This is a genomic window from Phormidesmis sp. 146-33 (genome assembly GCF_052939515.1).
Window position 1 is genome coordinate 65445 of sequence record NZ_JBJPHU010000017.1, and the last position, 20512, is coordinate 85956.

At 48.0% G+C, this 20512-nt stretch carries 25 protein-coding genes and 1 pseudogene; 23 read left to right on the plus strand and 3 right to left on the minus strand.

Features of this window, described 5'->3' with window-relative positions:
* The first annotated feature begins 10 nt into the window (after positions 1 to 10).
* From ACJ2PR_RS09565 to ACJ2PR_RS09645, 17 genes are all read left to right on the plus strand, one after another.
* Complete coding sequence (locus ACJ2PR_RS09565) at positions 11 to 448, plus strand: RDD family protein (protein ID WP_446868677.1); 438 nt, start codon at positions 11 to 13, stop codon at positions 446 to 448.
* Positions 449 to 647: 199 nt separating this feature from the next.
* Positions 648 to 1205: a DsbA family protein gene (locus ACJ2PR_RS09570; protein WP_446868678.1), complete on the plus strand. Its 558-nt coding sequence runs from the start codon at positions 648 to 650 to the stop codon at positions 1203 to 1205.
* A 206-nt stretch (positions 1206 to 1411) separates the two neighbouring features.
* Entirely contained in the window at positions 1412 to 1789 is a 378-nt protein-coding gene (locus ACJ2PR_RS09575; protein ID WP_446876841.1) for a hypothetical protein, read from the plus strand.
* A gap of 256 nt (positions 1790 to 2045) precedes the next feature.
* Positions 2046 to 3002 carry a CPBP family intramembrane glutamic endopeptidase gene (locus ACJ2PR_RS09580; protein ID WP_446876842.1) on the plus strand — a complete coding sequence of 319 codons (957 nt, stop codon included), beginning with the start codon at positions 2046 to 2048 and terminating at the stop codon, positions 3000 to 3002.
* A 64-nt stretch (positions 3003 to 3066) separates the two neighbouring features.
* Positions 3067 to 3804: a CPBP family intramembrane glutamic endopeptidase gene (locus ACJ2PR_RS09585; protein ID WP_446868682.1), complete on the plus strand. Its 738-nt coding sequence runs from the start codon at positions 3067 to 3069 to the stop codon at positions 3802 to 3804.
* A 35-nt stretch (positions 3805 to 3839) separates the two neighbouring features.
* The gene (locus ACJ2PR_RS09590; RefSeq protein WP_446876843.1) at positions 3840 to 4520 is read left to right on the plus strand and encodes a GOLPH3/VPS74 family protein; all 681 of its coding nucleotides are present in this window, start codon (positions 3840 to 3842) and stop codon (positions 4518 to 4520) included.
* Between the two features lie 83 nt (positions 4521 to 4603).
* Positions 4604 to 5467, plus strand: a complete 864-nt coding sequence (locus ACJ2PR_RS09595) for an SDR family oxidoreductase (RefSeq protein ID WP_446868684.1) — start codon at positions 4604 to 4606, stop codon at positions 5465 to 5467.
* 56 nt (positions 5468 to 5523) lie between these two features.
* Complete coding sequence (locus tag ACJ2PR_RS09600) at positions 5524 to 5721, plus strand: hypothetical protein (protein ID WP_446868685.1); 198 nt, start codon at positions 5524 to 5526, stop codon at positions 5719 to 5721.
* Positions 5721 to 6512, plus strand: coding sequence for a CPBP family intramembrane glutamic endopeptidase (locus ACJ2PR_RS09605; RefSeq protein WP_446868686.1), 792 nt, complete (start codon positions 5721 to 5723; stop codon positions 6510 to 6512). The genes ACJ2PR_RS09600 and ACJ2PR_RS09605 overlap by 1 nt, the downstream gene beginning before the upstream one ends.
* A gap of 53 nt (positions 6513 to 6565) precedes the next feature.
* Positions 6566 to 7261: a stage II sporulation protein M gene (locus ACJ2PR_RS09610; protein ID WP_446876844.1), complete on the plus strand. Its 696-nt coding sequence runs from the start codon at positions 6566 to 6568 to the stop codon at positions 7259 to 7261.
* Positions 7262 to 7333: 72 nt separating this feature from the next.
* Entirely contained in the window at positions 7334 to 7621 is a 288-nt protein-coding gene (locus tag ACJ2PR_RS09615) for a hypothetical protein (protein WP_446868688.1), read from the plus strand.
* Between the two features lie 498 nt (positions 7622 to 8119).
* Positions 8120 to 8278, plus strand: coding sequence for a hypothetical protein (locus ACJ2PR_RS09620; RefSeq protein WP_446868689.1), 159 nt, complete (start codon positions 8120 to 8122; stop codon positions 8276 to 8278).
* An 83-nt stretch (positions 8279 to 8361) separates the two neighbouring features.
* Complete coding sequence (locus tag ACJ2PR_RS09625; protein WP_446876845.1) at positions 8362 to 8973, plus strand: hypothetical protein; 612 nt, start codon at positions 8362 to 8364, stop codon at positions 8971 to 8973.
* A gap of 325 nt (positions 8974 to 9298) precedes the next feature.
* Entirely contained in the window at positions 9299 to 9646 is a 348-nt protein-coding gene (locus tag ACJ2PR_RS09630; RefSeq protein ID WP_446876846.1) for a hypothetical protein, read from the plus strand.
* A gap of 167 nt (positions 9647 to 9813) precedes the next feature.
* Entirely contained in the window at positions 9814 to 10707 is an 894-nt protein-coding gene (locus tag ACJ2PR_RS09635) for an AraC family transcriptional regulator (RefSeq protein ID WP_446868693.1), read from the plus strand.
* 116 nt (positions 10708 to 10823) lie between these two features.
* A complete protein-coding gene (locus tag ACJ2PR_RS09640) occupies positions 10824 to 11660 on the plus strand; it encodes an alpha/beta fold hydrolase (protein WP_446876847.1) in 837 nt (278 codons plus the stop codon).
* A 142-nt stretch (positions 11661 to 11802) separates the two neighbouring features.
* The gene (locus ACJ2PR_RS09645; RefSeq protein ID WP_446870551.1) at positions 11803 to 12204 is read left to right on the plus strand and encodes a RidA family protein; all 402 of its coding nucleotides are present in this window, start codon (positions 11803 to 11805) and stop codon (positions 12202 to 12204) included.
* 269 nt (positions 12205 to 12473) lie between these two features.
* Here the strand turns inward: ACJ2PR_RS09645 and ACJ2PR_RS09650 are convergent, their stop codons facing one another.
* The gene (locus ACJ2PR_RS09650; RefSeq protein ID WP_446870552.1) at positions 12474 to 12659 is read right to left on the minus strand and encodes a ribbon-helix-helix domain-containing protein; all 186 of its coding nucleotides are present in this window, start codon (positions 12657 to 12659) and stop codon (positions 12474 to 12476) included.
* 117 nt (positions 12660 to 12776) lie between these two features.
* Between ACJ2PR_RS09650 and map the strand changes: the two genes are divergently transcribed.
* Positions 12777 to 13601: a type I methionyl aminopeptidase gene (map, locus tag ACJ2PR_RS09655; RefSeq protein WP_446870553.1), complete on the plus strand. Its 825-nt coding sequence runs from the start codon at positions 12777 to 12779 to the stop codon at positions 13599 to 13601.
* A 411-nt stretch (positions 13602 to 14012) separates the two neighbouring features.
* A pseudogene (gene blaOXA, locus ACJ2PR_RS09660) lies at positions 14013 to 14759 on the plus strand (class D beta-lactamase); the annotation flags it as partial.
* A gap of 111 nt (positions 14760 to 14870) precedes the next feature.
* Here blaOXA and ACJ2PR_RS09665 read toward each other — a convergent pair.
* Complete coding sequence (locus tag ACJ2PR_RS09665) at positions 14871 to 15809, minus strand: AraC family transcriptional regulator N-terminal domain-containing protein (RefSeq protein WP_446876848.1); 939 nt, start codon at positions 15807 to 15809, stop codon at positions 14871 to 14873.
* Between the two features lie 383 nt (positions 15810 to 16192).
* Between ACJ2PR_RS09665 and ACJ2PR_RS09670 the strand changes: the two genes are divergently transcribed.
* The 4 genes from ACJ2PR_RS09670 to ACJ2PR_RS09685 all read left to right on the plus strand — a co-directional run bounded on the left by ACJ2PR_RS09670 (position 16193) and on the right by ACJ2PR_RS09685 (position 19056).
* Positions 16193 to 16615, plus strand: coding sequence for an Atu4866 domain-containing protein (locus ACJ2PR_RS09670; RefSeq protein WP_446876849.1), 423 nt, complete (start codon positions 16193 to 16195; stop codon positions 16613 to 16615).
* Positions 16616 to 16818: 203 nt separating this feature from the next.
* Entirely contained in the window at positions 16819 to 17463 is a 645-nt protein-coding gene (locus ACJ2PR_RS09675; RefSeq protein ID WP_446876850.1) for a nuclear transport factor 2 family protein, read from the plus strand.
* Positions 17464 to 17523: 60 nt separating this feature from the next.
* Positions 17524 to 18288: an SDR family NAD(P)-dependent oxidoreductase gene (locus tag ACJ2PR_RS09680; RefSeq protein WP_446876851.1), complete on the plus strand. Its 765-nt coding sequence runs from the start codon at positions 17524 to 17526 to the stop codon at positions 18286 to 18288.
* A gap of 33 nt (positions 18289 to 18321) precedes the next feature.
* Positions 18322 to 19056 carry an SDR family oxidoreductase gene (locus ACJ2PR_RS09685; protein WP_446876852.1) on the plus strand — a complete coding sequence of 245 codons (735 nt, stop codon included), beginning with the start codon at positions 18322 to 18324 and terminating at the stop codon, positions 19054 to 19056.
* 68 nt (positions 19057 to 19124) lie between these two features.
* Here ACJ2PR_RS09685 and add read toward each other — a convergent pair whose 3' ends face one another.
* Complete coding sequence (add, locus tag ACJ2PR_RS09690) at positions 19125 to 20162, minus strand: adenosine deaminase (RefSeq protein ID WP_446870559.1); 1038 nt, start codon at positions 20160 to 20162, stop codon at positions 19125 to 19127.
* Positions 20163 to 20512 lie beyond the last annotated feature (350 nt).

The following is a 20512-nucleotide window of genomic DNA, read 5'->3' on the forward strand; positions in this document are numbered from 1 at the left end:
GAGTATAAAGGTGCCTCAGGCAAGCTTTTTACAACGTTTGTTGGCTTGGTTGATTGATCAAGCGATTCTCATACTTCTCTATTCGCTAGCAATGTTTGCGATTGGATTAGCTGCTGGAATATATCAACGGAGTCAAATACAAATTCCCGGTTTAATACTGTCTCTGGGCTTGATCGGATTTTTGCTTGTTCTCTGGCTTGAACATTTTTTGTACTTTGGTTACTTTTGGAGTCGTCGAGAACGATCCATTGGGATGGGAATGATGAACATCCGAGTTGTTAAAGTTGATTGCAGTTCTTTGTCTTTTGTAGGAGCGGGTTTGCGCGGTTCGATCGGATACTATCTGAGTGGTCTAATCTTTTGTTTAGGTTATCTCTGGTTCTTTATCGATGAACAGCAGCAAACTTGGCACGACAAGATTTTTAATACGGTCGTGCTGAAAGGATAAACGTTGAACCAGGAGATAAGGGTGAGTTATCAAACTCTGATTGACTAACAAAAATTCCTCGCGTTACGCTAACGCAGCAATCACCGACTCAAAGTGATTCAGCTCATGTTCAAATTGCTTACGCTGGTAAATTTCCTGAATCACAAGGTTTTTCCCAGCTTTTATTGCCAGGTTCTCTGCTTAATGCAGATGTAGAAAAATGAACGACGATCGCAGCCACAGTTCCTTACTTGTCCCGCCTTCAACCCAAGATTGGATGCAAGGTGTGCTGAGTGCCAAGGTCGTGCTGGTGATGTATGGAGACTATCAATGCTCTAGAAGTGCAGACGTTTACAAGATGGTTAAAGCGATCAAACGGGAGCTGAGTGCTTCTTTGGGAGAAGATTATTTATGCTTTATCTTCCGCCATTTTCCGCAAACGCAGATTCATCCTCAGGCCCAACGGGCAGCCCAGGCTGCCGAAGCCGCCGCTGCCCAGGGACAGTTTTGGTTAATGCACGACACTTTATTTGCCCATCAACAAAACCTGGAGAATGGCTATCTTGTCGAGTACGCCAATGATTTAGGGCTTGATATTCCTCCGTTTCTCAAAGAGTTGTCTAAACAAGTGCATATCGATCGCATCAATGAAAATATCGAAGGTGGAATACACAGTGGAGTAACAACTGCTCCAGCCCTATTTGTTAATAACATTCGATATACCGCATGCTGGAAAATGACAGAGTTGATCACAGCCATTGTTGCTGCAAGTCACTAAGCTCTGTTCATAACTGGTCAACCGTTAGTAATTGATGACGGATATACAGTGAGTTAATCAAGCCTCGTGAATGAACAACTTGTAAATGCTCGGTTTTAGTCTCAGGAATAAGTGCTCCCGATCAAGCTAGCTGATTTTAGCAAGCACACCCCTGAGGCAATTCGATCTGAACTATTTTAATCAATGAGTTTTACACAAGGAAAACAGTGAAAACACTCCTCAAAAGAGCCGCATTATTCTTCGCTCTGCCTATCTGTATTTCAGGTTATTTCTCCTTGCCTGCTGCTGCTGATTCTACAGCCACCCTCATCTTGAGTACTCAATGCCAAGGCGGTTACACCATTAACATTTGGCGAAACTATCAATCTGGTGAACTGCTTTATCGAGCCATCAGTCCTAACGGTAATTTAAGTTTGGGTGGAGGAACCAGCCAGGCGACTGAAGGCGTTCGAGTGTACAAGTTTGGGAGTGGCAACTATGAATATTGGGTTTGGGATGGGACGTTGGATGATCCGCAGGCTGGGACATTAGAGGTCTATCAAAACAACCGCCTTTTAATGCAACAAGCTTGTACGAGAAGCTGAACTTTATGCACTGGTGGATTGGGACTATTTCTCTGAACCAGAACCCTACCTGAGTTATCACAAATGCTTTGTTCCCGTGGCACAAAAAAGTAACTGGAATACCGCTAGGTGGCTCAATTTACAACATGACGAGGAGAAACCATGACCATTACGCTGATTGATTGAAAAAACTTTTCTGTAGGTTGGGTCTCGCGATGCTCAACTCAACCTTAGCCAAGGGTTTGGCTACATACACGGACGAGTCAAGGAGACAAAGATGAGGATCAAAGTAACTAAAGGAAAACCGGGAAGCGGAACGGAAGCGAAAGACTCAACTTATGTGGAGGCTGCCCGGTGGGGTAAGCATCGGGGGTGGCGGTATGTTCTGGGACTGGTGGTCATCCTCTTTGCGTGGTTGGTTGTCGGTAGTGGTGCCAGCATACTCGTCGCGTTCGCGCTTGGCGGACAGGCAGACCCCTCGGGTCTCGGGCTTGTGGAATACTACTTGTTTGTCACGGTGAGTTTCCTGCCCTTCCTCGCGGGAGTCCTTATCGCTGTCTCCCTCGTCCACCGCCGCCACCCCCGGACGCTCGTCACGGCGCGGAAGCGGATAGACTGGCATCGGGTCGGTCATGGATTCGTAGCGTGGTTCGTGCCGTACTGCCTGATCGGTGGGCTGGGGCAGTATCTGTTTTACCCGGATACCTTCTCCTTTAACTCTGACCTCTTAACGTTCGCACTCTTCGTCCCGATCGCACTGGTTCTTACCGCGATCCAGACGACCACCGAGGAGCTTTTCTTTCGCGGATACATTGTGCAGGGCGCGAGCCTCATCTGGAGCAACCGCGTTTTTCTGGCAATCGTGCCAGCCGTGATATTCACCCTGCCGCACCTCTTAAACCCGGAGGCGATCGCAGGCGGTTGGCTCACGGTCTTTTCCAACTACTTCCTCGTTCCAGGTCTGTTGTGGACTGTGGTCTCGTTGATTGACGGCACCACTGAACTCGCCATCGGCGTACACTTCGCGAACAACATCGGCGGGGCACTCCTGTTCGACATTACTGGAAGTGCTTTGCCCTCACCCGCTCTGTTCACAATCAGCGAGTATCACGCGACCTACGGGGCGCTAGCGGTGCTGGTTGCAGCACCCGTGTTTCTGGCGATCGCCTACAAGGTGTTCAAGCAGGAGTCGCCCCAATCTGTTTCCCAGAGCCACCAGAAGGGTCGTTGGTGACCCCGGCAAATCCCAAACCCATCAGCAACTGAAGTCAGCAACCCGATAAAAGGAGTCAATTATCATGCCTCGTGTTTCTTCAAATCATCTGCGGGAGTCGGGAAAGCCCCCTTCCGCGCCCTCGGCTCGGCCTAACAAGACCTCCCGCCCGGGCTGGCCCGAGATTATCGTCGGACTCGTCGTCTATTTAATCGTAGGGTTCGGAGGCGTCTCGCTGTTCAAGCAACTCGGTCTTGACCCCGTGGTCCACGGTCTGATCTTGGCTGCATGGACCGGCGTCGCCACCCTCATCGCGTTCACGGCAGCTGCGCGGCTGCGGATCCGTTCCCTGAGCGCCTTCGGTGTACGCCGAACCTCCAGTCGCTGGCTTCTGACCAGTGTTGGCGTAGGGCTGGTTGCCTTTGTGCTCAAGGGTCTGGCGATCATGGCCTGGATCCAGATCACCGGGGACACGGACAATGTCCAGGATGTTTACGCAGAGGGTGGTCGTGGCGGGTTACTGTCTCTGGTTTTGTCCACAGTATTGATCTCCGTCTTCTCACCCTTCGGCGAAGAACTGCTCTATCGCGGCATCGTTACCAACGCGCTGCTGCGCTATGGCTCGTTCGCTGGGGTAGTGGGTAGCACCGTGATCTTCGCTCTCATGCACGGTATTAACATTGTCTTTCCGGCGGCCATTGTGGCCGGTCTCGCTACCGCTGAGGTCTTCCGTCGTAGCGGCTCAATCTGGCCCGGTCTCGTCGTTCATATTGTTTTCAACCTGCCCACAATCCCGATCATGGTGCTCGTTGGCACGGGCTGAAAGAAACCGCAGCATACCTCAATCAGGAATTCATCATGCAATATCTTTCACAGGATTTAATCCTGCTTGCACTCAATCCCCAAACTGGGAAAACTCGCTTCTCTTTCTACGCGGCGCTCGAATATGGCTTGGTCGGTTCTTTGTTACTAGACTTAGTCCTGCAAGGCAAACTTGAGATCGACAACAACAATCGTGTGATCGGTGCGATTAGCGCTTTGCGCAACTCCGCAGGAACCGCAGGCAACACAGGCGATGAATTCTTAGATCGACACCTCAATGAGGTTCTGGCATCGTCTCGTCCTCGAACTGCAAGGTTCTGGGTGACTTGTTGGAGACGAAGATACAGATGGTTTCAGCCGATTGTGTTGCAGAACTTAGTTGATTTAGGTGTTTTAGAACGACAAGAGCAACGCATTCTTGGACTGTTTCCAATGCAGCGATATTTTCTAACTGATGAATCCATTCAACGCGAGATTGTCCAGCAAGTTCGTGCAGCCGTGTTAGACGGCATTGGACTGGATTCTCGGATGGCAGCATTGATTAGTTTGATGCAAGCCTCTCACCTGACCGATGCGGTGTTCAGACCTGAAGAACGGACTGAAGCGCGATCGCGAATTAAGGCGATCGCAGAAGGGGAGTTGGTCGGCAAAGCAGTTTCAAAGGCAATTTTCACCATTCAAGCAGCCACGACTCTGGGTGCAATCAATGGCGGATGAAAACGTTAGATCGCAGCCAGTAGGGTGGGCACTGCCCACAAAACTTTAAAGCTTACTACAACACACCCATCACGAGATTTCCAATGAACCGGAAGATTTTAGTAACTGGCGCAACTGGGAGCAACGGTACAGAGATTGTTAAGCGACTCTCAGCACAGAATGTGCAAGTCCGCGCAATGGTTCGTAACCATGATCGAGCAAAGGAAATTGCACTCCCGAATGTTGAAGTGGTGGAGGGGAACTTTGATCGCCCTGAGACGCTGTTGGAGGCGCTGACTGAAGTAGACCGTGCATTTCTCTTAACGAACTCTACAGAACACGCAGAAGCGCAACAACTCGCGTTCGTTGATGCGGCCCGTCAGAGTGGTGTCAAGCATATCGTCAAACTATCGCAATTTGCAGCCGATGCCCATTCACCCGTGCGTTTTTTGCGTTACCATGCCGCAGTCGAAGCGGCAATTCAAGCATCAGGAATGACGTACACGTTTCTGCGTCCCAACCTCTTTATGCAGGGCTTATTAAACTTTAGATCGACGATCACAAGCCAAAGCGCCTTTTATGCAGCGATCGGTGATGCCAAGGTCAGCGTAGTAGATGTCCGCGATATTGCAGAAATTGCAGTAGTTGCTCTAACAGAAACAGGGCATGAGGGAAAGATTTACAACCTTACTGGACCACAGGCATTGACTCATGCTGAGATGGCAGAACAACTCTCGGCTGCGCTCAATCGTCAGATTGCATTCGTCGATATTCCATCTGAAGCAATGCGCGATCAACTGCTCAACATTGGGATGCCAGCTTGGCAAGCAGACGGGCTGATTGAGGATTACGCGCATTACCGACGCAATGAGGCAGCAGCGGTTTCGTCTGGTATACAGGACGCAATTGATAAAGAGCCGCGCAGTTTTAAGACATTCGCCGGTGACTACGCAACAAAGTTTAGCTAGACGCAGCCCAATAAGCCTGCTGCACCGAAACGAACCTGAGTTGTCATTGAAGAATAATGAAACGATTTACCTTGTTTACTTTCCTGTATCTTGCGCTGGGAGCCTGTCTGACGGCGATCGCGCTTGGATACCCAAATCTGCCTTCGAGTCTTCAAACCAGCCTGTTCATCAATGCAGGAGCGTCCTACATCACCTGTATTCTCAGTACCTTCCCATTCTGGCGAGAGACGGCAATCCTCTGGAGTTTAAACTAATGGCAATTCTGAAACAATTTGGGATTCTATTTGTGTTGGGCATTGCGGGAATTGCGATGCTTGCGATTACCTCGGTTTCATTAGTTGAGCAACGGTTGGCGAAACTGTCTCCAGAAAGACTAGCAAACATTCCGCCACTGTGGGTTTTAATGCTGCTGCAAGCACTACAGCTTACAGTGCTACTGGCAATCAGCATTCTGATCGGAATTGGCTGTGCCTATCGCGTTGGATTACGCTCACATTTGATTGACTACTGGGTATTTCATACCCCTAAGATTCCATATTCTGTCATTGAGATGAAATGGAGCTTGGGTTTGGGTGCAGCGACGATGATCATTGTCCTGTTGCTCGATCGGTTGATGCAGCCTGCCCTACCTGAAGCGCTACAGGCATCCAATCACACAGAACCGAATTGGCTGAGTTCACTTACTGCAATGCTTTATGGCGGCATCACTGAGGAAATTCTGATGCGCTGGGGTTTAATGTCGCTGCTTGTTTGGATCGCGTGGAAAGGGCTAAAACAAGGCATTACGTTGCCAAGCCAAGGAATGTACCAAGGTGCGATCGTTCTAGCCGCGTTGGTATTTGGACTACTACACCTACCAGCGGCTGCCGCGATCGTTCCACTCACTCCACTTGTGATTATCCGAGCAATATTACTCAATGGGATCGCTGGCATTGCTTTTGGCTGGCTCTTTTGGCAATACTCGCTTGAGGCTGCGATGTTATCCCATGTCAGCTTTCATGCCTTTTCCTTTGCTCTTAGCCTTTTGCTGGCAAGATTTGCCTAAGCTTTTTTCTGGCAAGCATCACTGCATCCATCACCAAATATCGGAGCTAAAACATGTCACGCAAAACGATCGCCACCAAAGACCAGTCTCCACAACGACCACTTACTCCCAGTGCCAAACACCCGCTTCTGCGATTTCTTCGCAAACCTCTTCAGATCATTCGCACTAATTTTCGCGCCTACTTTACCATCAACGCCATTGTGTATGGCTTAGTCATCACCGGGTTGATAGCGGCGACAGTCTTCCCCAACCTGAGCGCAACTCGGGTAGCCATCCTGGAAGACAACGGAACGGCTGATCTTGTCCGATCGCTAATTAATACCCCCTGGCTGTTCTCGCTGACCATCCTGGGAGTCAACCTCACGACCGGCGCGCTGTGGATCGTGCTCCCTTCGCTGATCGTTCCCTTTGCTGGCATCGCCATGTTTGCGTATAAGACATTCACTCTCGGTTTAGCTATGGCTCCGACTACCAAGATTATGGCGGTGGCACTGATCCCGCACTCGCTGACGATACTCATCGAATTCCAAGCTTACGCTCTCTTGATGTTTGGCGCATACATTCTTGGTCGGTCTTGGGTTCGCCCCGCAACCATCGGTACTCGGAACCATCGTCAGGGTTACGTCCGTGGGCTGCAACAGCTCGGTTGGTTGAGTTTGTCCACGCTCCCACTGTTCATCGTCGGCGCGATCTGGGAGGCGTTCTCGCTCCGCTACCTGGTTTCTCCGCTGACCCAATGGTTGTTGTAGCGCTAAACGGATCAAATCATGATGGTTTCTTGAATCGATTGTCAACTCTACAATTTTAAGATGGTGAATCAAATGATTAAGTACAAAGATTTTGCGCCTCGAATTATTGAACGGGGACCCTTCGGCGGACCTGCCGAGTATGAATCCTTCTCTGAGGTTGTGAGTGAGGTCAATCAGTGGATTGCAAGTACAACGATACAGGTAATCAATGTTGAAACCGTTGTTTTACCCGATCGGATTGAAGGCACAAGTGATGATGTCTACGGATTGACGACCAGTAATGCTTTCCACCCAGTGATGATCAGTCAGGGTCTTGCAATCAATTGCTTTCAATGTGTGCGGGTGTGGTACAGAGAATAAGCTTTATCGGAAAGAGAAAGAATGAAACGATTTACTTTGTTTACTTTCCTATATCTGGTGCTGGGAGTTTGCCTGACGGCGAACATTGCGTGAAGCGAAGCTACCGCGATTGGATATCCAAGCCTGCCTTCGGGTCTTCAAACCAGCCTGTTTGTCAGTGCAGGAGTATCCTACCTTGTTTGTCTTTTCAGCACCTTCCCATTGTGGCGGGAGACAGCGATCCGCTTCTATCGCAGCCGCAATTCATCGGTCATCCTATCCTCGTTGGTGATTGGATTGAACATTATTGTGACGGTCTGGGAGCTTCAGAGTCAGAACTGGACGATGGAAGCTATTTTACAGGCGTTTTCGCGGCTAATAGGTATTTTACTGTCTGCTGAAAACATTGTGATTATAAGGCAAGTGAATTCCGAACATTAGTGTCTAAATCGGATGATGCCGAAACAAATTCGTTTCAGCAACGCGAGATAGAGTCAAACGTACTACACAAGGAACACTATGGATAAGCCCGAGTTTTTTGTCACCCCCGGCTATGGGAAATACATGCTGAATAAATTGCACTACTCGCAAGCGGTCAAAATTGGCGATCGCGTGGAGACATCCGGTCAAGGTGGTTGGAATGACAACCTGCAAATTCCCGAATCGCTCGATTCATAGTTCTGTTGATAAAAACCGCTCTCGCACGGGTTGAGCCGAATAGTACATATATAGAGTTGAAGTGCAACTCTGGGGTGAGCATTATGGTGCAGCATGCAAGGCAAGATGAAACACGACAGTTGGCGATCGCACCTCGCCTGTGGCTCTGGTGGATATTGGCTACTACAATCGCGGGGGCGATCGTCGGAGCACTAGAAGCGTCAGGATTTCAGCTTGTAGCAACCATATTTTTTACAGGTTTGTTTATTGGCGCAGCCCAATGGCTCGTTTTGCGCCAGTACATTCCTAAAGCCTTTTGGTGGATAGTGGTTAGCACACTGGGATGGACTTTGGGGCTAGTGCTGGTGAGTCCTAACGTAACCCTTGATCCGCTTATTCAATTCCTAAGTACGCTGGGCGCGTGGTATGTTTTTTGGATGAATTTGGTCAAACAGCCGATTGTACTGGCTATTTTTGGTGCGGCTCAATTTCCGATTTTGAGGCGATTTGTCCGTAAAGCGCATTGGTGGATTCTGGTCAGTGCTTTAGGAGGTGCACTACAAGGAGCAAGCAGTTCAACTGTCGCGTACATTTTGCAGCCAGGGTTACTGCCAGCACCATTCGCGACAGCATTGATCTATGGATCAGGCTGGCTAAGCTACGGCATCGTTACCGGAATTTTCCTGCAATGGCTGTTGCGTTATCAACCCCGGTAGGGCCAAGTATTTCATCGGGTATGCGCAGGGGAGATTCAGATGCCAGAGAACAATAAAGCTATCTCAGAAGCAGCAAATGCAGCGTTCGCAGAAATCGAAAATGAATAATTTTTGTCCTTCTGCACCGACGACGCGGAGTGTATGTTTGCAGGCGACAAGATCCTTGATTGCAAAGAAGACGTTCGCCAATGGATGACAGAGACATACATATAAATACCAACGTTTAAGGTCGCAAACTTGATCGCTGAAGGCAATTTAGTCACAGCACTGGGCGACATCATATTGACGGAAAAAGACAGAAGGTCGGATCATTAATCATACTGCAATGTCTGGCGCTTTCGCAGCGTTAAGACCATCAAATCGAGAGCTTTCGTCATCAAAACTGAGGCTAATGATGAAACCAGTATCGCAACACAAACAATCTTTACCAGTCGATCATAAATCAGCCACCGAGAATAATCCTATGACGCATTCAATATCACAACGCGAGAATTATTCTGAGCATGAGATTTTACCTCAGACTGATTCTCTCCATAACTCTAAAATTAACTATGCCCTGATTGCGATCGCGCAAGAAGTCGCTGAGTTGTTGAAACAGTCCTATCTATTACAAGTACAAGCTGATAAAATTGATAGCGTAGAGGTAATAGACGGGAACAATTTTGCTGAATGATCGGCTCCTGACTGAGTTGAAAAAGTCTGTCTAAGGAGAGAAGTATTGATCGCTAGCTTATGATCTAACACTTTTGTTGTTATCTTGGCTTCCTGACTGACAAACGCTTTTCTGTACCATAGTCGATTTGGGAAAATTTTAATTTTTGTAAGGTGAGAGCAAGCTCCATGGCCAGCAACCAGCTCAACTCGCTCGAACTCAGCCACCAGTGGAATAAAACGCTGGTGTTCTCCAGTCGCCAAATGAACTGGAATGGCATTTTGCTGGAGCAGTGTCGAAGCCCTGCTTCAGCGTTTGAAATGGAACTTCCTGCTTTATCCGATCACTGGCTCTACTTTCACACGGGAGATCCTGCCCCTTTAGTTCAAAAACGCGACGATCGCCTGCATGAATCAACCCTCCACCAAGGGGACAGCCTTTTGGTCCCAGCTGGACAACCGAGCTATTGGTGTCAAGCACCAGATATGAGTGATGTCATTTGTGCTCCGCTGCACATTTGCTTAAAACCGGAATTGATTCAACAAGTTGCTGAAGTCTCTGAGATTGATTCAAAACGGTTTGAACTCGTGCCTTGTTTTGGTCAGCAAGATTTGCAACTTCATCAGATTGGCATGCTAATGTTCGCTGAGTTGAAATCGGGTGGGATGATGGGGCAATTATATATCGAATCACTCACTCAGACTTTAGTGATTCATTTACTACGGCGCTATTCGACCCTAGCGAAACCGATTGCATCACTAAACAACCGCTTAACTCATACCCAGTTGCAGCAGGCGATCGATTACATCCACGCTCATTTAAATCGAGATTTATCCTTGGCTGAACTGGCAAGCGTCGTTAATATCAGCCCGACTTACTTTGCAAGCTTGTTTAAGAAAGTAATAGGGATTTCGCCGCATCAGTATGTGATTAAACAGCGAGTGGAACGGGCAGAAGTAATGTTGAAGGGAACAGATTTAGCGATCGCCGACATCGCTCTACAAGTCGGCTTCTCCAGTCAAAGCCATCTGACGCAACAGTTTAAGCGATTCACCGGAGTAACACCGAAACAGGTTCGCTAACACCTTAAGAATCTGACAATTTACCCTAAGAATCTGAAAGAAACCGAGCATTAGAACTCACTACACTTCGGTTAAATCAGATAAGAACCTCATGCGATGTTCATTAGGAGGTCAATATGCCTTGTGTGACTGTTGGTCAAGAAAATTCTGCAACCATTGATATCTATTACGAAGATCTTGGGGCCGGTCAACCCATTGTGCTCATTCATGGATTTCCCCTCAACGGCCATTCCTGGGAAAAGCAGGTCTTGGTGCTGCTAAATGCGGGGTATCGAGTGATTACCTACGATCGCCGAGGATTTGGTGCGTCTAGCCAACCCTCGTTGGGCTATGACTACGATACCTTTGCAGCCGATTTGAACACGCTGATAACCAAACTTGACTTGCATGATGCTGTGCTGGTCGGCTTCTCTATGGGAACCGGCGAAGTCACGCGCTATCTTGGCAACTATGGCTCAAAGCGGGTGCAAAAAGCCGTGCTGATGGCTCCAGTGCCGCCCTTCCTGCTGAAGACCGCTGATAATCCCGAAGGCGTTGACCAGAGCGTTTTCGATGGCATTATGAAAGCGATCGTTAAAGACCGTCCCGCTTACTTTTCTGAATTTTTCAGAGAATTTTTTAATGTGGATGTGCTGCTGGGCGAACGCATCAGCAACTATGCCATTCAAGCCTGCTGGAATGTAGCAGCTGGGGCTTCTGCTAAAGGAACTTTGGATTGTGTCCCGTCCTGGCTCACCGATTTCCGCGATGATCTGCCCCGGATTGATATACCTACCCTAATCATTCATGGCGATGCCGATCGCATTTTGCCACTTGAATCCACTGCCGCAAGACTCCCGAAACTGATTAAAAACAGTCAGCTTGAGATTATCCCTGGCGGGCCGCACGCCATCAACTGGACTCACGCTGATCAGGTCAATCCCATGTTGCTGGACTTTCTTCAGCAGAAATAGTCAGTAATCTACCGCATTTCTGACTGGTGAAAAAATTGTGAATTCAACTTGTCCACGGTTCCGATCCTGGTGGCTGGCTGGCATAGGCTGAACGTTCAGCACCTGGATCAAAAGAATTAATTGCCACAAAAAAAGGAACACCATGAATAAGCCCGAGTTTTTTGTCACCCCCGGTTATGGGGACTACATGCTAAATGAATTGCATTACTCTCAAGCGCTAAAAATTGGCGATCGCGTGGAGATATCAGGTCAAGGTGGCTGGGATGACAACCTGCAAATTCCTGAAGCGATCGCAGACGAGATTGCTCAGGCGTTTCGGAACGTAGAGCAAACCCTGGCAACTGCCGGGGCGGGTTGGGAGCACGTTGTCCACGTCAATTCTTACCATGTTGGCGGGTTGCCCCCAGAGGTCAACGATGTGATGGTCAGGCTATATCGCCATTACATGCCCAACCATGCCCCAATTTGGACACAGGTAGGAGTCGCGGCTCTTGGACTGCCAACGATGCGGATTGAAATCCGCGTTACTGCAATTGTTCCGTGAGTTTTGCATTAGCGGCAGCACTGTTGCCAGCGATGCTCTACACCGAGCGAAGCAAGCGGATAGAATAACAACTCTAAAGACACAGATCATTTTTGAGCTAGATAGAGCTAGTGGGTAGGCGTTGCCCACTAGCTAAAAACTATGCGGAGCAGGTATTTTATCTACTCTGTACAGAAAGATCTCGGTGTTGTGTGGGGCATAGGGGAACCCAATCTACATATTTTCGGAGCAGCAATTTCTGTGTTTGCATAAAGTTGCTAGCACTGGCTTCAACGCATATTCACCACTTTTGAAGGACTTTGCTGCGTTCGACGTTCCTGCAAAGCCTTATCAATTAATTTTGAAACTAGCCAAGAGACGGAGCGCTCATCTGCCTCTGCCCATTCTTCCAATTCCTTTTTCCACTTTGAAGGAATGTAAGCAACCACTCTGTCTAAGTCTGTTTTTCCGCCCATAGCAAATTTTGTTTTTACTCTCTTGTTATATCTATTATACAAGCAACAAACTAGACCATGCCGTGCTAGACCGTGCTGTGCTAGCATGGTCTAGCAAGAGTGACGGAGACTTTAGATATGAACCATCAAAATTTGCTTTCGATCGCCGCCAACCGCGTGCAGCCGTCAATTAATCGGGGGCTTGTCTTGCTCTCAGCCAGAGAAATGGACAAGATGCGCCGTGTTGGACAACTTGCTGCAAATCTCCTCAATTATCTCGAACCAATGGTGCAACCTGGAGTGAGTACGCAAGCTTTAAATGATGAGGCAGCACGTTGGATGCAAGCTCATGATGCTATCAGTGCCACACTTGGCTATGCTCCTCCTGGTCATCCCCCGTTTACAGGTTCCATTTGCACCAGCGTGAATGAAGTGGTTTGTCATGGAATTCCAAACCCAAAGCAAATTCTTAAAAACGGCGATATCATCAATATCGATGTAACCCCCAGACTAGAAGGTTATCATGGCGACACGTCTAGAACATTTCTAGTGGGTCAAGTATCCACAACAGCCCGGAAACTGGTTGAAGCCACTCAAGAATCCATGATGCGAGGAATTGCTGAAATCAAGCCTGGTGCAAGAGTGGGTGATATTGGCGCTGCAATTCAAGAATATGCGGAGGCAAGTGGATTCTCAGTTGTTCGAGACATGGTTGGACATGGCATTGGCAGGCAGATGCATACAGAGTTTCAAGTTCCTCACTATGGCAAACGAGGCAGTGGGTTGAAGCTGCGTCCAGGAATGGTTTTTACAGTTGAACCTATGCTAAACGAAGGGACTTATGAGCTTAAATCTCTCGCGGATCGTTGGACTGTGATTACGAAAGACAAAAAACTCTCTGCTCAGTTTGAACACACCGTTGCTGTGACTGAGGAAGGGGTAGAAATTCTAACTCTCCCCTAAGCTTTAAGACGAAGTGCCTTTAATTTATGCCTCGATTGTGCTTCTCGATTGAGGTATAACAAGTCGGTGAAGTGGACGGTTGAGAGATTTTGGTGGTAATGCAAAGCTTACCTGGTGCCGCTTTAGTATCTCCCAGAGAAAAGTCCGTAGAAACTTTGAAATTTGTCTGGGATTCTCGCTTGTCGCTTGTGTGGGTAGTATAGCTTCTTAGGCTAGCAAGGACTAAATAGTATGAAACACCGCTTTCCCTGGATCGTATGCTTGACTGTGAGTACTGTGGTATTCGTACAGCCCATCTTGGCTAAATTGTCCCCAAGGATTGATACTCTTCGACTAGATGAGCAAACGAAAGCCCTGGAGACTGAACTCTTCACAAGCGACGAACTACCATTAAATGTCACAGAGGTAGAAGAGCAACCTGACTGGAGCAGATTTTTTGAAGATTTTGAAGCTCAGGGCACGATTGCCATATCAGATCAGCGCGAAGACACTAGACATGTGTGGGTTTATAACCAGGAGCGCGCAAACAGACGCTATTCGCCAGCATCAACATTCAAGATCCCACATACTCTCTTTGCACTTGATGCTGGTGTTGTTCGTGATGAATTTCAAGTTTTTGAATGGGATGGAGTGGAGAGGGACTTCGCTCCACACAATCAGGATCAAAATTTGCGCTCAGCTATGCGAAACTCAGCCGTTTGGGTTTACGAAATTTTTGCTAACGAAATCGGAGAAGCGAAAGCAAGAAAATATCTGACACAAATTGATTACGGGAACGCAGACCCAAGTACTAGTGAAGGTGCTTACTGGATTGATGGAGGGCTAGCAATCTCGGCACAAGAGCAAATTTATTTTCTACAAAAACTGTATTAGAACGAACTACCTTTCAGCGTTGAACAGCAGCGTCCGGTTAAGGACATTATGATCGTTGAAGCAGATCAGAATTGGATTCTACGCGCTAAGACAGGCTGGGAAGGCAGATGGGGCTGGTGGGTTGGCTGGGTCGAATGGCCCACAGGTCCAGTATTCTTTGCCTTAAATATAGATACACCTAACCGTCTGGACGATCTATACAAACGCGAGAGAATTTCGCGCGCTATCTTGCAGTCTATTGATGCATTGCCACCTGAAGTCGATTACAAATCAGCATTTCATTGAGAATGATCCTATGACGTAGACCGATCAACGCGCAGCAGGAGAGTTGGCATGGCTGGAACAACCTTGATGGGCGGCTCTTCAGCTTGCCTCCATCACTACGTTTAATTCCGTTCACCTACTGAGTACTGTTTCGGTTGTCCGTAAACGTTCAACATCCCGGATAGGCGGCGCACCAAACATGCGGGCATACTCGCGGCTGAACTGCGAAGTACTCTCATATCCAACTTGATAAGCAGCTTGAGTTGCATCGATCGCCTCCGCCAGCATCATCTGACGCGCGGTTAACAATCTCAATTGTTTTTGGTATTGCAGCGGACTCATTGAGGTGACTGCTTTGAAATGGCGATGGAACGATGCCGTAGACATATTCGCTTGCTCAGCGAGATCCTCAACCCGCAGCGGCTGGCTAAACTCTGCCTTAATTTGTCCGATTACTTCTGCAATTCGCTGCATGTTGCTGCCAGCGGTGGCAACCTGACGAACAGTTTCACCTTGGTGATCGGTGAGTAGACGGTAATAAATTTCGCGGATCATCATCGGGGCGAGAAACGGGATATCCTGTGGTGTCTCTAACAGGTTGATTAACCGGATGGCGCAATCAAGTAAAGACGGATTGGCATCGCTAACGCACCAGCCTCTGACCGAGTTTTCTTTGCGATCGTCGTCTGGGTTTGTTTGAGCAATAATCTCACAGAGTTGAACTGGGTCTAGCTTCAGCTTCAAGCCGAGATAGGGTTGATCGGGTGTCGCCTCGATCATGCAAACGCTCAACGGCAAATCCACTGACATCACCAAATATTGAGCAACACCATATTGAAAGATTTCCTCATTTAGCGATAATTTCTTTTCGCCCTGCACCACCATAGCGAACAACGGTTCGCTGACCGTTTGGATGGATTTACAAGTATCGCATCGCACAAAGAAGACTAAGGGATCGATCGCAGTTGGATGATAAATGTCTCCCTTGCTGTCTGTGTGTCGATCGATGAGTGCCGCTAGTTCTGCACATTTATCGATCGCGCTCTTGTGGCTGAGTGTATCAATCGTCATACTGGATTCCTAATTGATGTAGCCTTGCTCATGCAATCATTATAGGAAATCTTTCTGCTTTGCCTGCATCTTTTGAGAGGATTAGGCAATCATCTGCGAGGTTTGTGCATTTTAGCCTCCTGATGCTTGCTTATAGGATGAAACTATTCGAGTACAACCGTCTCTAACTGCGGTTCGGCGATCAGATCTTGCCCTTGTAATTAGATGTTACCGATCGGGCCGCAGACTTCGCAGCCGTCAGGCTGCAAACGATCGGTTTGGACGGTTGAAAATAACCCATCGGCACTACGGTTGGATGGCTCAGAACACAAGTTCAGCATCAAACCATATTGATACAAAATAGGTCTGGCATGAAAACACAATCGATGCTCAAAACATTGATAATGACGATCAGTTTGGGAGCTTTTGCATTGGTAAGCTGTACTCCTCAATCTAAGGCAGAAGCACCTGCGCCAGAACCCTCCGTAGAAGCTTCTGCTACTGAATTCCCGTCAGTTTCTCCATCTCCTCAAGCCTTTAGCAATCGCCAAACGATGAATCTAAATCAAGCTAATACGGCAGCCTCCCAAACCAGTAACCTTTACGTCGGAATGTGGGTTACGCAAGATGGTTATATCCGCCATGAACTTCTACCTAACAACCGTTACGACGAAGCTCGCGGCGACAGAGAGAGCGCGTATCAGGGACGCTATGAAATAACAGGAAATCGCATTGATTACTGGGACGATACCGGATTTACCGCCGATGGCGAGTTTCGTGACGGCGTACTTTATCACGGCGGCTATGTTTTTTACCGAGAAAGATAAGCCCTTCAACACATTGAACAGCAAGTGAAAGTGAAAAATCATTGGAGATCTGGTTGCATCCGAGCGCGGTTGAAGCACCCGACATTTCAAGCAAGCCTTAACCTATCTCACCAGCGGTTGCCACATCGGTAAGGTTGTTGTCTATGTCTCCCCCTCGTAGAGCAACAACGACTCGAATTGCATGAAAATTTCAGGAGATTGAGATGATGCGTTATTTAAGTCAGATTTTCATTGGCACAGGGCTGATTGGGCTGCTGGCTATTCCGGCGATGACGCAAGCTCGCACGGATGAGGCAGGTTTTCAGTCGAATGGGACTGCGTTTGAGCCAAGTCATGACTCGCCCGTATTGAATAACCAGCCTGCCCTCGATCCGTTTCCAGCGCTCATAGATTTGGCTCAGGCAACTCAGTCCGATCAAACAGACGCACAGAAGACTCAGATGATCGAACAGCGCAACAAGGAAATCGTCCGGCAGTATTTTGACGGTTGGCGCAACAGAACTGGCAACTTCTTCGACCTGCTCGCTCCAGAGGCAACCTGGACGATTACGGGCACTGGCGCAACTGCGGGAACCTATCGCAAGCAAGCGTTACTTGAGCAAGTCATTAACCCAACCAGTGCCCGATTATCGACCCCAATCGTGCCAACCGTACGCGGCATCTGGGCAGATGGCGATATGGTCATTGCTCTGTGGGATGGAGCCGCGACCGCCGGGGACGGCAGACCTTATCGGAACACCTACACCTGGTATTTCAGAATGCAGGACGGCAAAGCAATCGAAGCGATCGCCTTTCTGGATATGCAAGAGTTCAACGATTTATGGGCAAGAGTTTCGCCGAGGAATTAGTGCTGGTCGCCATGTCGCTGAGCTAAAGCGACTTCCAAAACTTCAGTAAGGAGAATAACCATGACAAACAACACAAAGATCGCGTTGGTCACAGGAGCAAGCCGAGGACTGGGCAAAAATACTGCGTTGGCGCTTGCTAAAAAAGGAGTCGATGTGATCGTGACCTATCGCAGCAGCGAGGCAGAAGCAAGTCGCGTTGTCTCTGAGATTGCAGAAATCGGTGGTAAAGCCGCTGCCCTGCAATTAGACACTGCCAACACAAAAACCTTTGATGAATTTGTGGCACAGGTCAAACAAACACTTCAGGATACGTGGCAGACCGAGCAGTTTGATTTTCTGGTGAACAATGCGGGAATTGGAATCCATAAGCCGTTTGCCGAAACCACTGAAGACGATTTTGATCGTTTGATGAACATCCAATTCAAGGGCGTTTTCTTCCTCACCCAAAAGCTGCTGCCACTGCTTAAGGACGGCGGACGGATTGTGAATCTTTCGTCGGGTCTGGCTCGCTTTACGCTGCCGGGCTACTCAGCTTATGCCAGCATGAAAGGCGCGATCGAGGTCTTGACTCGATATATGGCAAAAGAACTAGGACACCGACAGATTGCTGTCAATGTTGTGGCTCCGGGCGCGATCGAAACAGATTTTGCAGGCGGTGCAGTGCGGGACAATCCAGAGATTAACAACTTCCTCGCTTCGCAAACGGCTCTGGGTCGTGTGGGTCTTCCGGATGATATCGGCGGGGCGATTGCAGCATTATTATCCGAAGACAATCGCTGGGTGAATGCCCAGAGAATTGAAGTCTCTGGTGGTCAGTCTATTTAATTCCAATCCATCTCAACACTCAGGAGAACCATCATGTTGAATGTAGAAAATAAAGTGATTGTTATTACTGGAGCCAGTAGCGGTATCGGTGAAGCCACCGCGAAACTGCTCGCCCAAAATGGTGCAAAAGTCGTTTTGAGGGCACGGCGAACAGACAAGCTAGAAAAGCTAGTCGAGGAGATTCACGCATCCGGTGGTACAGCAGAATGCAAAGCGGTCGATGTGACCGATCGCGACAATGTGAAAGCATTTGTTGAGTTTACCAAAGACAAATTTGGTCGCGTCGATGTCATCTTTAACAATGCAGGTGTGATGCCCCTATCTCCGATGAATGCCCTCAAAGTCGAGGAATGGGACAACATGATTAATGTGAATATCAGGGGCGTATTGAATGGTATTGCGGCGGGGCTACCGATTATGGAAGCGCAAGGCAGCGGGCAAATCATCAATACGGCGTCTATTGGTGCCCATGTGGTAGTACCCACTGCGGCAGTTTACTGTGCAACTAAGTATGCGGTTTGGGCAATTTCCGAAGGACTGCGGCAGGAATCACAAACTATTCGCGTCACTACCATATCTCCGGGTGTCGTTGACACTGAGCTTGGCTCCGATATCACCGATGAGTCATCCAAAGACTTGTTAAAAGAACTTCGCAAAACTGCACTTCCCTCAGAGGCGATCGCCAGAGCCGTTTTATACGCTGTGTCTCAGCCGGACGATGTTGATGTCAATGAAGTGATTGTCCGCCCAATCCGCCAGATGATGTAAACACTGGATGACATCACTCTGTCTCATCGCTGACGTAGGGATTGGTTAACCTAAGCAGGTGGGGTGACCTACCTGCTTAGGTTAACCAATCCCGAGGCTGTCTCCAGAAAATCCTGCCATTTGATACGATATGCTACTTTTTCTGCTTCACTCAAAAACGTAGCTTCCAGAGTATTGAGATTTAACTGCCATAGTTCCTTCCAGGAAAAACCTTGAGTTGCTAGAGTCAAATATTCATTCACCAAATTAGTGTCGAACATTGGTGGATCATCAGAGTTAAGTGTGCAATAAAGTCCAGCATCAATCATCTGGCGAATGGGATGTGGATGAGAACGCGACACGACACCAAGACAATAGTTGCTTTGAGGCGAGACTTCAAGTGGCGTTTGTAAGATTCGGAGTTCTTCAACTAGAGCATCATCCTCCAAGCATCGAATTCCGTGACCGATTCGTTCAGCCTGTAAATTCTTCAATGCGCCCCAAATGCTCTTTGCGCCCTCTGTTTCACCCGCATGAGCAACGACTCGTAACCCCTGCCGTTTTGCCTCTGCAAACGTTTCGAGATAATCTTCTGGCGGGTATCCTGTCTCTAATCCTGCAAGACCCAAGGCGACAATGATTCCTTTTTCTTTGCCAAGCAAAGCACACTCCAAAGCTTGCTTTTGCAAATGCGGTTGATGGCGAGAGATACCTGCAATAAACTTGACGCGGCTGCCATACTTGGTTTCTCCCCTTACTGCTCCTGTTTCTAGCGCATGAATGAGTTCTTCATTGGAGAATTTATTCAGGTGGAGTGTTGTTCCAAAATGGACTTCGCTGTACCAAATATTTTGCTTTGATTGGTGCTTAAGGAATTGCTCAACAATCAACACATAATCCTCAGGTGTTTGGATACAGCGACTGGCAATGGTATAAACCTCAACAAAATGAGCTAAATCACGGAACTGATAGAACGACTTCCATTCCTCCAATGAAGTTACAGGTAGTTCTACTCGATTCTTTTGTGCCATCTGATAAACAATTTCAGCGTCAATCGCACCCACTAAATGAACGTGAATTTCCGCTTTTGGCATGGCTTGCAGGCGATCAGTTAAAATTGTTCTCATTGATTAGATAGCTCTTTTAAAGATGTGAAGCTTGTGTTCCAGTATGAAAGCTAACTCAAAATATTAGCTTCCTTAGCGTAACGTACAGCGAAACTGATTCTATAGAATCGCATTCTTTCTCCAACTCACCCAATGAGGTGAGAACGAACTTTCTCTATCTTTGGATAGATTCTTTGTCATTACTTTGTTTAGCAACTTGTCTTAAGAATGTGACAGTTCCGCAAGAATCAGATAGCGAAAAGATAAAGCATTTCCTAATCTAAAGGTGTCTGAAGGGGATCAATACGTGAATTAGGGTAACTACTCAGGTTGAAGTGTAGTCGGGAGAGTGGGATTTCCCAAGAAAACCT

Excerpts from the sequence above, each read along its gene's own strand:
- ACJ2PR_RS09570 (WP_446868678.1), top strand. The coding sequence starts at position 648 with ATGAACGACGATCGCAGCCACAGTTCCTTACTTGTCCCGCCTTCAACC.
- ACJ2PR_RS09580 (WP_446876842.1), top strand. The coding sequence starts at position 2,046 with ATGAGGATCAAAGTAACTAAAGGAAAACCGGGAAGCGGAACGGAAGCG.
- ACJ2PR_RS09585 (WP_446868682.1), top strand. The coding sequence starts at position 3,067 with ATGCCTCGTGTTTCTTCAAATCATCTGCGGGAGTCGGGAAAGCCCCCT.
- ACJ2PR_RS09590 (WP_446876843.1), top strand. The coding sequence starts at position 3,840 with ATGCAATATCTTTCACAGGATTTAATCCTGCTTGCACTCAATCCCCAA.
- ACJ2PR_RS09595 (WP_446868684.1), top strand. The coding sequence starts at position 4,604 with ATGAACCGGAAGATTTTAGTAACTGGCGCAACTGGGAGCAACGGTACA.
- ACJ2PR_RS09600 (WP_446868685.1), top strand. The coding sequence starts at position 5,524 with ATGAAACGATTTACCTTGTTTACTTTCCTGTATCTTGCGCTGGGAGCC.
- ACJ2PR_RS09605 (WP_446868686.1), top strand. The coding sequence starts at position 5,721 with ATGGCAATTCTGAAACAATTTGGGATTCTATTTGTGTTGGGCATTGCG.
- ACJ2PR_RS09610 (WP_446876844.1), top strand. The coding sequence starts at position 6,566 with ATGTCACGCAAAACGATCGCCACCAAAGACCAGTCTCCACAACGACCA.
- ACJ2PR_RS09615 (WP_446868688.1), top strand. The coding sequence starts at position 7,334 with ATGATTAAGTACAAAGATTTTGCGCCTCGAATTATTGAACGGGGACCC.
- ACJ2PR_RS09620 (WP_446868689.1), top strand. The coding sequence starts at position 8,120 with ATGGATAAGCCCGAGTTTTTTGTCACCCCCGGCTATGGGAAATACATG.
- ACJ2PR_RS09625 (WP_446876845.1), top strand. The coding sequence starts at position 8,362 with ATGGTGCAGCATGCAAGGCAAGATGAAACACGACAGTTGGCGATCGCA.
- ACJ2PR_RS09630 (WP_446876846.1), top strand. The coding sequence starts at position 9,299 with ATGTCTGGCGCTTTCGCAGCGTTAAGACCATCAAATCGAGAGCTTTCG.
- ACJ2PR_RS09635 (WP_446868693.1), top strand. The coding sequence starts at position 9,814 with ATGGCCAGCAACCAGCTCAACTCGCTCGAACTCAGCCACCAGTGGAAT.
- ACJ2PR_RS09640 (WP_446876847.1), top strand. The coding sequence starts at position 10,824 with ATGCCTTGTGTGACTGTTGGTCAAGAAAATTCTGCAACCATTGATATC.
- ACJ2PR_RS09645 (WP_446870551.1), top strand. The coding sequence starts at position 11,803 with ATGAATAAGCCCGAGTTTTTTGTCACCCCCGGTTATGGGGACTACATG.
- ACJ2PR_RS09650 (WP_446870552.1), bottom strand. The coding sequence starts at position 12,659 with ATGGGCGGAAAAACAGACTTAGACAGAGTGGTTGCTTACATTCCTTCA.
- map (WP_446870553.1), top strand. The coding sequence starts at position 12,777 with ATGAACCATCAAAATTTGCTTTCGATCGCCGCCAACCGCGTGCAGCCG.
- ACJ2PR_RS09665 (WP_446876848.1), bottom strand. The coding sequence starts at position 15,809 with ATGACGATTGATACACTCAGCCACAAGAGCGCGATCGATAAATGTGCA.
- ACJ2PR_RS09670 (WP_446876849.1), top strand. The coding sequence starts at position 16,193 with ATGACGATCAGTTTGGGAGCTTTTGCATTGGTAAGCTGTACTCCTCAA.
- ACJ2PR_RS09675 (WP_446876850.1), top strand. The coding sequence starts at position 16,819 with ATGATGCGTTATTTAAGTCAGATTTTCATTGGCACAGGGCTGATTGGG.
- ACJ2PR_RS09680 (WP_446876851.1), top strand. The coding sequence starts at position 17,524 with ATGACAAACAACACAAAGATCGCGTTGGTCACAGGAGCAAGCCGAGGA.
- ACJ2PR_RS09685 (WP_446876852.1), top strand. The coding sequence starts at position 18,322 with ATGTTGAATGTAGAAAATAAAGTGATTGTTATTACTGGAGCCAGTAGC.
- add (WP_446870559.1), bottom strand. The coding sequence starts at position 20,162 with ATGAGAACAATTTTAACTGATCGCCTGCAAGCCATGCCAAAAGCGGAA.